We start from the raw sequence: 12,454 nt of genomic DNA on the forward strand, positions 1-12,454 counted from the left end.
AAGGGAAAACCTTTAGCTTTTTTTAATGAACTGGGTGCCGCATTTGGGGCAGGTGATGGAAATTTTGCCGCGGCCCTTGGGCACGCGTACCTGCTGGCGGCAGTGCGGGCAGGAAAAATAGCGGTAGGTTTTGCGCAGGGCAAACCGCTGCTGCAGCTGGCCGAACTTGGCGCGCACACCAGCGGTTTTCTGCATAAAGGCAATGTTTTCTGCATAGCGCTTGTGTACGTTGCGGCTGAGCATGCGGAAGTACGCATAAAGCAGCAGCAGAAGCCCGATATAATAAAAGATGCCCACAAACAGCCCAATTACCAGGCAGACCAGCGCCGTTACGCACAAAAAGTTGCCAAAAGTATCACTGCCGTACCGCCCGGACATAAAACGCTGGAACCATGCCTTCATCTTAAACACGCCATCCTTTTGAATACAGGTGTACCCCAAAAGCCAAAAAGCAGGCCGTTGCGTTGTTAGCGGATACACCGTTTTGTAATATGTCAATTATTATCGCATGTATTTATGGTTAAATCGTGAACGACTTCGGAACAGAATTTGAACAAAAGGGAATAATAGGGGGGACATTCTGTACATAGCCATGCACGCCCTGTGCAATAAGAAGCAATCAATTACTTTTACGGGTCATTTGAAGTACGCACTCCACGTGTCTTGTCCTTGGGAACAAATCCACGGGCTGAACCTTTTCCAGTGTATACCCCTGTTCACACAGGAACTTAGCATCGCGGGCGGCGGTGGAGGGGTTGCAGCTGACCATGACGAGGGTGCGTGGGGCCATCTGGACAATGGCAGTCAGGGTGGCGTTATCGCAGCCTTTGCGCGGCGGGTCCACCACGATCACATCGGGGTGGGCACCCTCGCTGGCAAGGCGGATCGCGGCTTCGCCGGCGTCCATGCAGTAAAAATCGGCTTCCTCCGGGGGCAGGCCAAGATGCGCAGCAACGGTTTTGGCACCTTCCACTGCCTGCGGCACAACCTCAACGCCGACCAGGCGGCGGCAGTGCGGCTTCATCGAAAGGCCAATGGTGCCCATACCGCAGTAAAGGTCCAGCAAAAAGTCATCCGGCTGCAGCCGGGCAAACTCTTTCGCCTTGGCGTACAGCAGCTCGGCAGCGGGGGTGTTGACCTGATAAAACTCGTGCACACCCATCTGGATGGGCACTCCGGCCAAAGTATCCTCAATCACGCCGGGGCCAAGCACGGTGCGGGTATCCCGCCCTAAAATCACGTTGGTGCGGGCGGTATTGCGGTTGATCAGCACGGTGGTCAGCTGGAACTCCTGCTGCAAGGTGCGGCAGATTTCGGCTTCGTTGGGCAGGCCGTTGCCGTTTACCACAAAGCACAGCAGGCGCTGACCGCTGTGCCAGCCCTGGCGCATATACAAATGGCGCACGCGGCCCTTGCCGGTTTCCTCGTCATAGGGGGCAATGCCGTTGGCTTCCAGTAACGCACAAGCCCGGCGGGCCAGGGCGTTCATCCACTCCGGCTGCAATTTGCAATCGGGGCAGGGGACGATACGGTGGGTGCGCCCGGCGTAAAAACCGGTCACGACATGGCCATCGGCATCCAGCCCAACGGGCAGCTGGACCTTATTGCGGTAGTGTGCGGTGTGGTCCGTCAGGGCGAGAACGGGCGAAAACTCAAAGCTGCTTACATCAAAGCCGCCAAGGCGGGCAAAAGCATCCCGCACAAAGCCGGTTTTCGCCTCGCATTCCGTAGCATAGCTCAAATGGCGCAGGCCACAGCCGCCGCAGGGAGTGCACACGGCACAATCCGGCGCAACGCGGCCGGGGCCGGGGGCTAAAATCGCGTCAATGCGGCCGAAAGCATAGCTTTTCAATGCCTTTACAATGCGGCAGCGGATCACATCCCCCGGTGCTGCGCCGGGTACAAAAACGGCCTGCCCTTCCACATGGGCAACGCCGCTGCCATCGCTGGAAAGGTTTTCAATCGTGGTTTCAAAAATCTGATTTTTCTTCAAAGACATGGTTTGCTCCGTTTGCTCTAATGTTATGGCAAATATATCAGTCTGCCGGTAAAAACTGAGCGGCAGCACCAAAAAGCAAGGTGCTGCCGTATGGTGGGACATTGTGTGAAAATGGCTTATACCAGCCCCAGCTGCGGGTCTTTTTCCAGCGCGGCAAGGTACTTGCTGGGGGGAACGCCTTTGACCTTTTTGAACACGCGGGAAAAATAGAACTGGTCAAAAAAGCCGACGGAGACCGCGATTTCGGCGATGGAAAGCCCGGTGTTTTTCAGCAGGGAACACGCTTCGCTGATGCGGTAGCCCGTTAAATAGTCAATCGGGCTTTGGCCTACATTGGACATGAACACGCGGTACAGATGGCTGCGGCTGACCCCAACCGCCTTGGCGATGTCATCTACCGAAATATCATGGGAATAGTTGAACTGAATATACTTGATAGCGGCCAGCACATACTGGCTGCTGGAAGACGGCGTGTTGGGCATGGCTTCGCGCGCTTCCTTCATCAGCTGGGCCATGAACAGGTACAGGTAGCCGGTCATCAGGGCTTCGCACTGCGGTTCCGGGCCGCGGGCCAGGTAGATATTATAAATGGTTTCACGGGTGCTTTGGGGGTCTTTGCAGTGGTGCACGGGCTGCACATCGCTGAACGGGGTCTGCTGCACCAGCTTGTTGGCGCAGGCACCGTTAAAGCCGACCCAGTAATATTCCCACGGGTCGGTTTCATCTGCCGCATAGGTGATGAGCTGGTTGGGTTTGGCGAGGAAGAGATCACCCTCCTGCAAATTATAGGCAGCGCCGTTGACCTGATACACACCTTTGCCCGCAACAACAAGATGGATCAGGTAATGGTCACGCACACCGGGGCCCCAGGTGTGGCCCGGCTGGCAGTATTCGTGGCCACAATTAAAAATGGAAAGCTCTACATTATCGGTATAGTTCTGCTTATAAGATTGCTTTGCGATGGTCGGCATACCAAATCCCTCACTCTTGCAAAATCTGGTTGTGGTTCGCCATTCTGCTCCCAAAACAGGGCCCACCGCAGCAGGCCGGAACAGGATGGAGCATATTTTTTACCATTATATCAGAAGATTCATCAAAAGTCCATAATCGCGTTGAAAAAAGATGTTTACATCCTGCTAAAATTTGTTATACTGAGTACAAGAAGCCGTGATACTGGCCTAAAATGCGCTGCATAGCTAAAAAGAACGCGCGGTTTTTGTGCATATTTTACAAGGGACAGCCAAACGAAGAAAGGTGTATGAACGATGGCAACGAGTGCGGAACTGAAACAAAATATCTTGAACGGCGGTTACGACCAGGCTTTTGCCAAGCTGTATGGGGCAGACACTGCTACTGTGGCAGCCCAGCGTGTCCGTTATGTGGATATGATCGACCATTTTGAAGAAAACTTTGGCACGGGCCGCACAGTGTGTTTGTACTCGGCACCCGGCCGCACCGAGATCGGCGGCAACCATACCGACCATAACAATGGCGTGGTGATTGCAGCTGCCGTAAACCTGGATATCATTGCTGTGGTTGCCAAGAATGACGAGAACGTTGTACGCGTGATTTCCCACGGCTTTGGTAAGATCGACGATGTGAATCTGCGCGACCTGACCCCGCAGCCCGTTGAAGCAGAGCACAGCGCCAGCCTGATCCGCGGCGTGGCTGCCGGCATTGTGAAAGACGGCGGCAAGGTGGGCGGCTTTGACTGCTACACCACCTCTGACGTTCTGGGCGGTTCCGGTTTGTCCAGCTCGGCTGCCTTTGAGGTGTGCATGGGTGCTATCTTCCGCGGCGAGTACAACGATAATGACATGAAGCGTTTCGACCAGGTCAAAAACGCCATGATCAGCCAGTATGCTGAGAATGTTTTCTTTGGCAAGCCCTGCGGCCTGATGGACCAGACCGCCTGCGCCGTGGGAAAGGTCATCACCATCGACTTTAAGGAAGTGGGCCATCCGGTCGTGCGCGAAGTTCCGTTTGATCTGGCAGCCAAGGGCTTTGCACTCTGCATCAGCGATACCAAGGGCAGCCACGCTGACCTGACCGATGATTATGCCGCTGTGCGCCGCGAGATGGAGAGCGTTGCCGAATTCTTTGGCAAAAAGGTTCTGCGCGATGTGGACGAGGAAACCTTCCTGAAAGCCATCCCCGAAGTGCGCAAAGTGACCGGCGACCGCGCCGTGGTGCGTGCTATCCATTTTTATAATGACAGCCGCCGCGCCGGGGAAATCTATGAAGCCATCAAGGCAGATGATTTTGACCGCTTCCTGCAGCTGATCATTGAGGGCGGCCATTCCAGCTTTGAGTTCAACCAGAACGCCTACAGCATCAAGAACCCGCAGGAGCAGGGCGTGCCTTTGGCATTGGCCATCAGCCAGAAGGTGCTGAACGGCCGCGGCGCATGGCGTTTGCAGGGCGGCGGCTTTGCCGGTACCATCCAGGCATTTGTTCCGCTGGCACTGCTGGAAACCTACAAGAACGCCATTGACGCTGTGTTTGGCGCGGGCAGCTGCCATGTGCTGAGCGTGCGCAATTACGGCGCTGTGATGGTTACGCCGGATATGTAAAACATTCGGAAAATACATAAAACAAAGGGATCGGCAGAAAATGCCGGTCCCTTTTCTGATAGCAGGCAGAATACAAAACGTGCAAACCTGCTTATTCGGCGTTTTTGCTGTACAGGATCGCCAGCCCCTTGAACAACAGGTCAGAATCATAAATCACCTTGCGGGTGCAGCAGGGCATGATGCAGGGGGCCAGGCCGCCGGTGGCAACCACGGTCAGCGGCTCGCCAAGTTCGGCTTCCACGCGGGCAGCCAGGCCGTCCAGCATGGCTGCGGTGCCAAACATCACGCCGTTGTTCAGGCATTCCACCGTGTTGCGGCCAATCAGGTGATCCGGCGTTTCGGGCGAGATAGGCGGCAGCTGCGCTGTGCCGCTGCTGATGGCCCGCAGGCTGGTCTGCACGCCGGGCAGGATAAAACCACCCAGGAACGCCCGCTTGGAAGAAATGACATTATAGGTGGTGGCCGTGCCAAGGTCCACCGTCATGCAGGGCAGGGGATAGTGGGCGGCTGCGGCGGTGGCATCGGCAATGCGGTCCCGCCCCACGCGGTCCGGATAGTCCACCGCAAAGGTCAGCCCGGTGTTCAGTGCAGGGCTGACCAGCATGGCTTTGCGCCCGGTTAGCCGGGTGCAGGCATCGGCCAGAACTTTGGTCAGGTCGGGCACCACGCTGCACACGATAACGCCCTCACAGGCTTCAGGGGTAACGCCAAGGCGGCCCAGCAGAAATTTCAGCTCGGCGGTGTATTCATCCCCGGTGCAGCGCGGGCGGGTGACCATGCGCGCGGTGAACAGCACCTTCATGCCATCCAGCCCGCCAATGCAGATGTTGCTGTTACCGATATCAACTGCAAGAATCATAGGGTAAAACCTCGTATCCTTGGCAACCCGGCAATGTTTCCCGTTCGATAGGCTTAGGGCAACACCGCACAATTCCCGCCGGAGCGGTGCTTAGAATTGTGCGGTATTGCCTTAGAATGATGCAGAATTGCCCTATTATAAAAGTATAAAATGCGCAGAATGTAAAATTACAGTTTATTATAGCAGTTCGCAGCCCGTTTGCCAACTGTTGAATTCCCTTTAGGCAACACCACACAATTCCCGCCTTGCGGCTTAAGCACCGCTCCGGCGGCTGCGGCACGGCATCTGCATTGCCAAAATGCTCGATAATGTCGGGTTGCGGTACCCGCATCGTGCTTCGGGGGCAAAAGCCCCTCGCACTCTGCGACCGCTGCCCCTGCTTCGGTTCGCTGTTTCCGCCACTGGCGGCGCTCACCTTTGCAGCATCCAGTATTATCTGCGCTTTTGGCTTAGCAGCTGCCGCACCTCGCTCGCCGTATCGGCACTTAGAATTATGCGGTATTGCCTTTACTTTTGCCCCCCGGCAGGATATACTTAAAAGCAGAACAATACGGGCAGCCAGAAGCCCGGCCAAATATAAGGATGTGTTATCATGAACCTGAAAGGCAAAACCATTGTGCTGGGCATTACCGGCGGGATTGCTGCTTATAAAATGCCCAATGTGGCACATGCCCTGGCCAAAGCCGGCGCCAATGTGCATGTGCTGATGACCAAAAACGCCACGGAGTTTATCACCCCGCTGGTGTTTGAAACCCTGACCAACAACCGCTGCATTGTGGATACCTTTGACCGCAACTTCCAGTATGATGTGGCCCATGTTTCGCTGGCCAACGCGGCGGATTTGATGCTGATCGCCCCGGCAACCGCAAATGTGATCGCCAAGCTGGCCCACGGCCTGGCGGATGACATGCTGACCACCGTTACCCTGGCGGCCCGCTGCCCCAAGCTGGTGGCCCCCGCCATGAACACCCATATGCTGGAAAACCCCATCACCCAGGATAACCTGAAAACGCTGGAACATTACGGTTTCACCGTCATTCCCTCCGGCTCCGGCCTGTTGGCCTGCGGCGATACGGGCTCCGGCCGCCTGCCTGATGAGGGCGTTCTGGTGGACTATGTGGCACGGGAGCTGGAACACGAAAAAGACATGCAGGGCATGAAAGTGGTGGTTTCCGCTGGCGGCACCCGCGAACCGATGGACCCGGTGCGCTACCTGACAAACCATTCCACCGGCAAAATGGGCTATGCCGTGGCCCGCGCCTGTATGCTGCGCGGCGCGGATGTGACGCTGCTGACATCTTCCGACTTGCCGCCGGTTCCGTTTGTCAAAATGGTACCTTTTGCCACCGCGGCAGAACTGTTTGAAGCTGTCAAGGCCAACGCCATGGATGCGGATGCCCTGGTGATGGCCGCCGCTGTGGCGGACTACCGCCCGGCCCAGGTGGCGCAGGATAAGATCAAAAAGCACGATGGTGAACTTTCAATTGAGCTGGAACGCACGGATGACATTCTGGGCTGGGTCGGCGAGCACAAGCCGGAGCAGTTGTTTGTCTGCGGCTTTTCGATGGAAACGAAAGATCTGATCGAAAATTCTACTGCCAAGCTGCACAAGAAAAACATGGATATGATTGTGGCCAACAATGTCAAGGTGCCCGGCGCCGGTTTTGGCGTGGATACCAACGTTGTAACCCTGATTACCGAAAGCATTTCCACCGCGCTGCCGCTGCAAAGCAAGGATGATGTTGCCATGCACATTGCGGACGTCATTGTGGAAGCAAAGCGGAGAAAACAGAAAAAGTAAGGCAATACCGCATAATTCTAAGTGCCGATACGGCGAGCGAGGTGCGGCAGATGCCAAGCCAAAAGCGCAGATAATACTTTGTGTATTATCGAGCATTTTGGCAACGCAGATGCCGTGCCGCAGCCGCCGGAGCGGTGCTTAAGCCGTCAGGCGGGAATTGTGCGGTGTTGCCTAAAGCTGCCCCCCGCAAAAGAAACGAAGCAGCAAAAGAATAAGCTGATTTGGCACCCCTGCAGCCGCGCAGGGGTGCTTTTGCATGTGCACACAATTTTCACATCCTGGCAAAAAAACGACGCACAATTTTCACAAATAGGCAGTATACTTCTGGATAGTTCAGGGGTACGCCTGCCCTGCGGCGGGCGGCCCCCAAGAAAAGGGGAGTGCATCCATTGATCGAAGTCAAGCATTTGACCAAGCGTTACGGAAAACACACCGCGGTCGATGATATCAGCTTCACTGTGCAGGACGGCTGTATTTACGGCCTGCTGGGGCCCAACGGCGCCGGCAAATCCACCACAATGAACATGATCACCGGGTATCTTGCGCCCACGGGCGGCACCGTTGCCATTGACGGCCATGATGTTCAAGAAGAGCCCAAGGAGGCAAAAGCCTGCATCGGCTACCTGCCGGAAATTCCGCCGCTGTATACCGATATGACCGTGCAGGAATACCTGCTGTTTGTCAGCGAGCTGAAAGGCAAAAAGAAAAAAGCGGACCGCGTGCAGGATGTAGCGCAGGCCGTGCAGCGCGCTGGGCTGCAGGAGATGGAAAAGCGGCTGATCCGCAACCTTTCCAAAGGCTACCGCCAGCGCGTTGGCATTGCCGCTGCGCTGCTGGGCAGCCCCAAGGTGATCATTCTGGACGAACCCACCGTTGGCCTGGACCCCGCCCAGATGATCGAGATCCGCAACCTCATCCATGACCTGGGAGAGACCCACACCGTCATCCTTTCCAGCCATATCCTGAGCGAAGTGCAGACGATCTGTGACCGCGTGCTGATTATTGCGCACGGTAAAGTGGCCGCCCAGGGCACGCCGGAAGAGCTGGCCGCCCAGCTGGCTGCCCGCGGCATGATTGCCGCCACGGCACTTGGCACCAAAGAACAGATTCTGGCCGCTGCCGCCAAGGTGGAGGGCCTGACCGACCTGCGCGTGACCGCAGAAAAGGGCGATGAAGTCAGCTTTACCGCCACCAGCACCGCCGGTGCAGACCTGCGCGCGGCCCTGTCCAAGGCGCTGGCCGAAGCTGGCTGCCCGGTTGTGTCCCTGACAAGCGATACGATGAGTTTGGAGGATATCTTCCTACAGATCACCGAGACTGCACCGGAGGAAGCCCAGCCGGAAGAAACCGAAGAACCGGCTCCGGAAGCGGCTGCCGCACAGCCGGAACCGTCTGCTGAGCCTGCCGAACCGCAGGCCCCGGCAGATGATACTCCGGAACAACCGGAAGCCGAAAACGACCAAAAGGAGGAAGAGTGAGCCATGTTTGCCATTTTTAAGCGGGAACTGCGCAGCTATTTCACCAGCCTGGTCGGCTATGTTGTCATTGGTGTTATGCTGGCGTTTATCGGGCTATATTACTCCGCCAACTGCCTGGTGTATGGCACGTCGGATTTTTCAACCGTTTTGTATTCTACCACGCTGGTCATGCTGTTTTTGCTGCCGGCGCTGACCATGCGCAGCTTTGCGGATGAACGCCGCAATAAAACCGACCAGCTGCTGCTCACCAGCCCGGTGGGAATCCCTTCTATCGTGATGGGTAAGTACTTTGCCCAGCTGGCGGTGTTTGCCGTGCCCATGGCGGCAGCGGCCATCATGCCGCTGGTGCTCACGGCCTTTGGCACCATCTCCCTTACCAGCGCTTACGCCACCTGGCTGGCGTACTTTTTGATGGGCGCTGCCTGCATTGCCATCGGCACCTTTGTCTCCGCCCTGACGGAAAACCAGATCATTGCGTACCTGGCTACTTTTGGTGCGCTGCTGATCTGCTACCTGATGAACGGCATCAAGAGCCTGTTCACCAGCGGCAACACGCTGGCATTCATCGTGTTCTGCGTGGTGCTGGCGGTTGTGGCTCTGCTGGTCGGTCTGGCCTGCAAAAATGTCACGGTGGGCAGCGCGGTGTTCTGCGGCGGTGCCGTGGTGCTGGTGCTGCTGTTTAAGCTGCGCCCGGCCTGGCTGCTGACCGGCTTTAACAGCGTGCTTGGCGCGCTGGCACTGTTCCAGCCGTTTACGGATTTTGTGGGCGGCATGTTCAGCGTGACCGGCATTGTGTATTATCTATCGGTGGCGGGACTGTTCCTCTTCCTGACGGGTCAGGCACTGGAACGCCGCCGCTGGAATTAAAGAGGGGGGTCCGACGATGAACTTTAAGAAAAAGAACGCGGCCAATGCCCCTGCCCCTAACCAGGCACAGCAGGCAGCGCGCCGCCGCAGCCTGCGCAGCGGTGCTTACGCCAGCGTGCTGGCCGTTGTGGTGCTGGTGCTGGTAATTCTGCTCAACCTTGTGGTGGGCGCGGTGCCCACCAAGTTTACCCAGTTTGATATTTCCACCGGCAAAATGTTCACCCTGAGCGATACCACCAAAACCATGCTGCAGGAACTGAACACCGATGTGACCGCCTATTACCTGGCGGAAACCGGCAACGAGGATTCCAACATTACGCGAATTCTGGACCGCTATGCGGGCGAAAGCAGCCATTTTACCTGGCAGCAGCGCGACCCCGCGCTGTACCCCACCTTTGCACAGCAGTATGACGCGCAGAACGCAAGCTCCTCCAGCGTGATCCTTGTATGCGGGGATAACCACACCGTGGTGGACTACAATGATATGTATACGGCGGATTATTCCAGCTATTATACCACCGGCAGTTACACAATGAGCTTCTCCGCTGAGAACGCGCTGTCCTCCGGCATTGCCAAGGTCACGCGGGAGAACAGCTATGTGCTGTACCAGCTGACCGGCCACGGCGAATCCAGCCTGGAAAGCGATTTTACCGAAACGCTGGATAATTCCGGCGTTACCATGCAGGACCTGAACCTGCTGACCACCGATACAGTGCCCGAAGATGCCGCAGCCCTGCTGATCAACGACCCGCAGGCGGACCTTTCCACCCTGGATGCCGCTGCCATCAAGACCTATCTGGAAAACGGCGGCCACCTGTTTGTGACCACCGATCTGACGGTGAGCACCCCCAACCTGGATGCCCTGCTGGCAGAATACGGCATGACCCGCCAGGAAGGCCTTGTGATTGAAAATGACAGCAGCTATTACGCTTACCGCTACCCGCAGACCTACCTGCTGCCGAGCCTGAGCTCCAACGATATCACCGCGGGCATAACTGACGGCATGCATGTTTTTACCCCCGTGGCACAGGGCATTGTGAAAGGCGACAGCACCGATGACCTGACCCTGACCACCCTGCTGAGCACCAGCAGCACGGCATACTCCATGCAGGATTACGCCGAGGCTACCACCGCCGAGCAGGGGGCAAATGATCCCAACGGCCCCTTTAACATTGCCGTTGCCGCAAGCAACAGCGCTACCGGCGCCAAAGTGGTGTGGGTGAACTGCCCCAACATGCTGAACAGCAAGATGAACAGCGCGGTTTCCGGCGGCAATGCCCAGCTGTTGACCAGCGCCGTGAACTGGATGACCGGCGAGGGTGTGGTGATCGACAGCAAGAGCATGAGTGCCGAAACCCTGATGGTGCCGGGCAGATCGATTAAGCTGCTTGGCCTGCTGTTTACCATTGTGGTGCCGCTGGCCTTTATCGTGGCCGGTATTGCCATCACTTTGGTGCGCCGCCGCCGTTGATATTTCCAGTGCCGCAGAAACCTTAGGAGATAACAGCCAATGAACACAAAGAAAATGTTGCCCCTTTTTGTGCTGGTTCCCGTGGTGGTTGTGCTGGGCGTTGCCCTTGGCGTGCTGAACCATGCAGACACCGAGGAAGAGGATACCAGCATTGCACTGTGCAGCCTGGATGCTGACAGTGTGATCGCGATTGCCTACAAAGACGCCAGCGATGGCGCAACGCTGGAATCCGCCCTGACCAAAACGGATGATACCTGGACACTGGATTCTGACCCCGCGCTGCCCCTTGACCAGAGTAAGACCCAAGGCGTTGCCGACAGCATGACCGCTCTGACCGCGCTGCGCGAACTGAGCGATGACGCCGACGTTGCCAGCATGGGCTTTGATACCCCGACTTATGAGCTGAGCCTGAAAACGGCAGATGCCGAATGGACGCTGACCGTTGGCAGCAAGAACTCCATCACAAACAACTGGTATGCCCGCCTGAGCGCAGACGGCCCGGTGTATACGCTGGACAGTTCGGCCCTGAGCGGCATCTGCAAAACCGCAAAGCAGCTGTATGCCGCCCAGAGCATTACGGACATAGATGTGGACGATGTGACCAAGATGGTGGTGCAGACCGCCAACGGCGGAACCCTGAGCTTTGCCCAGAATGACAGCACCTGGACGCTGACGGATGATGCGGAGTATAACCTGAATCAGGATATCGTCAAAAAGATGGCGAGCACCATCTGCGATCTGAAAACCAAGTGGAGCGTGACCGAACCGCAGGCCGATGCCGTGTATGGTCTGGATACCCCCAATGCCATCGTTACCCTGATCGCATCGGACGGCACCAGCATCCAGTGCAGCTTTGGCGGCAACGACGCCGAGGACGATACCCTGTGCTACCTGCGCAGCTCCGGCGCAGCAGGCGTTGTGTATGAAGTGAGCACTGACGCCCTGAACGCCTTTGCCTATGACAAGGCAGCGCTGGAAGCCGAGGAGGAAGCCACCCCCGAAACCGCCGATGTTGCCGCCGAAGACCCGGTTGGCAATGACAATACCGTTGATGATGAATAATCGGTCCGGCAGCAAAGCCTGAACCAATGCAAAGCCCCCGGCACGGTGCCAAACCACTGTGCCGAGGGCTTTTTGCAGAGTAATGCGGGATTTTACCACTTGATTCCTGTAAATTCCGTTCCATTCTGCCGCAAGGCATGGTATAATCAAAATACAATAAAACACGCCGCAAGGCCGGCATATGCAGCAGGGCGCGTTGTGCGGGAAAAATGGCATTTCCCTATAGTGACCGCAGGGGCGCACATTGTGCACCCGCCAACTTAAGGCAAAGATATTTCCCTGTGAAAATATGGATAGGGAAAATGCCTTTTATGTAACAATTTGGATGACTTCTTCGTTTATCT

Annotated in this window: 10 protein-coding genes; 6 read left to right on the top strand and 4 right to left on the bottom strand. The window is 56.6% G+C overall.

What is annotated here, in order from left to right:
- Positions 1-12: 12 nt before the first annotated feature.
- The 3 genes from C4885_RS03485 to C4885_RS03495 all read right to left on the bottom strand — a co-directional run bounded on the left by C4885_RS03485 (position 13) and on the right by C4885_RS03495 (position 2,970).
- Positions 13-402: a hypothetical protein gene (locus C4885_RS03485; protein ID WP_113999021.1), complete on the bottom strand. Its 390-nt coding sequence runs from the start codon at positions 400-402 to the stop codon at positions 13-15.
- A gap of 217 nt (positions 403-619) precedes the next feature.
- On the bottom strand, positions 620-1,999 hold the full coding sequence (gene rlmD / locus C4885_RS03490; RefSeq protein ID WP_113999022.1) for a 23S rRNA (uracil(1939)-C(5))-methyltransferase RlmD: 1,380 nt from the start codon (positions 1,997-1,999) through the stop codon (positions 620-622).
- A gap of 116 nt (positions 2,000-2,115) precedes the next feature.
- Complete coding sequence (locus C4885_RS03495) at positions 2,116-2,970, bottom strand: AraC family transcriptional regulator (protein ID WP_113999023.1); 855 nt, start codon at positions 2,968-2,970, stop codon at positions 2,116-2,118.
- A gap of 294 nt (positions 2,971-3,264) precedes the next feature.
- On the opposite strand from C4885_RS03495, the gene C4885_RS03500 reads away from it, so the two are divergent.
- On the top strand, positions 3,265-4,572 hold the full coding sequence (locus C4885_RS03500) for a galactokinase family protein (RefSeq protein WP_113999024.1): 1,308 nt from the start codon (positions 3,265-3,267) through the stop codon (positions 4,570-4,572).
- Positions 4,573-4,663: 91 nt separating this feature from the next.
- Here the strand turns inward: C4885_RS03500 and C4885_RS03505 are convergent, their stop codons facing one another.
- On the bottom strand, positions 4,664-5,431 hold the full coding sequence (locus C4885_RS03505; RefSeq protein WP_113999025.1) for a type III pantothenate kinase: 768 nt from the start codon (positions 5,429-5,431) through the stop codon (positions 4,664-4,666).
- 592 nt (positions 5,432-6,023) lie between these two features.
- Here C4885_RS03505 and coaBC point away from each other — a divergent pair.
- The 5 genes from coaBC (at position 6,024) to C4885_RS03530 (ending at position 12,110) form a co-directional block, all read left to right on the top strand.
- A complete protein-coding gene (coaBC, locus tag C4885_RS03510; RefSeq protein ID WP_113999026.1) occupies positions 6,024-7,232 on the top strand; it encodes a bifunctional phosphopantothenoylcysteine decarboxylase/phosphopantothenate--cysteine ligase CoaBC in 1,209 nt (402 codons plus the stop codon).
- Positions 7,233-7,612: 380 nt separating this feature from the next.
- The gene (locus C4885_RS03515; RefSeq protein WP_371681616.1) at positions 7,613-8,710 is read left to right on the top strand and encodes an ABC transporter ATP-binding protein; all 1,098 of its coding nucleotides are present in this window, start codon (positions 7,613-7,615) and stop codon (positions 8,708-8,710) included.
- Between the two features lie 3 nt (positions 8,711-8,713).
- Positions 8,714-9,577 carry an ABC transporter permease gene (locus C4885_RS03520; RefSeq protein ID WP_113999028.1) on the top strand — a complete coding sequence of 288 codons (864 nt, stop codon included), beginning with the start codon at positions 8,714-8,716 and terminating at the stop codon, positions 9,575-9,577.
- A gap of 16 nt (positions 9,578-9,593) precedes the next feature.
- Positions 9,594-11,048 (top strand): GldG family protein, encoded by a 1,455-nt coding sequence (locus C4885_RS03525; protein WP_113999029.1) that lies wholly within the window; start codon positions 9,594-9,596, stop codon positions 11,046-11,048.
- A gap of 39 nt (positions 11,049-11,087) precedes the next feature.
- Positions 11,088-12,110 (top strand): DUF4340 domain-containing protein, encoded by a 1,023-nt coding sequence (locus C4885_RS03530; protein ID WP_113999030.1) that lies wholly within the window; start codon positions 11,088-11,090, stop codon positions 12,108-12,110.
- The last annotated feature ends 344 nt before the right edge of the window (positions 12,111-12,454 follow it).

This window comes from Subdoligranulum sp. APC924/74, from assembly GCF_003324125.1.
GTDB classification, from domain to species: Bacteria; Bacillota; Clostridia; order Oscillospirales; family Ruminococcaceae; genus Gemmiger; species Gemmiger qucibialis.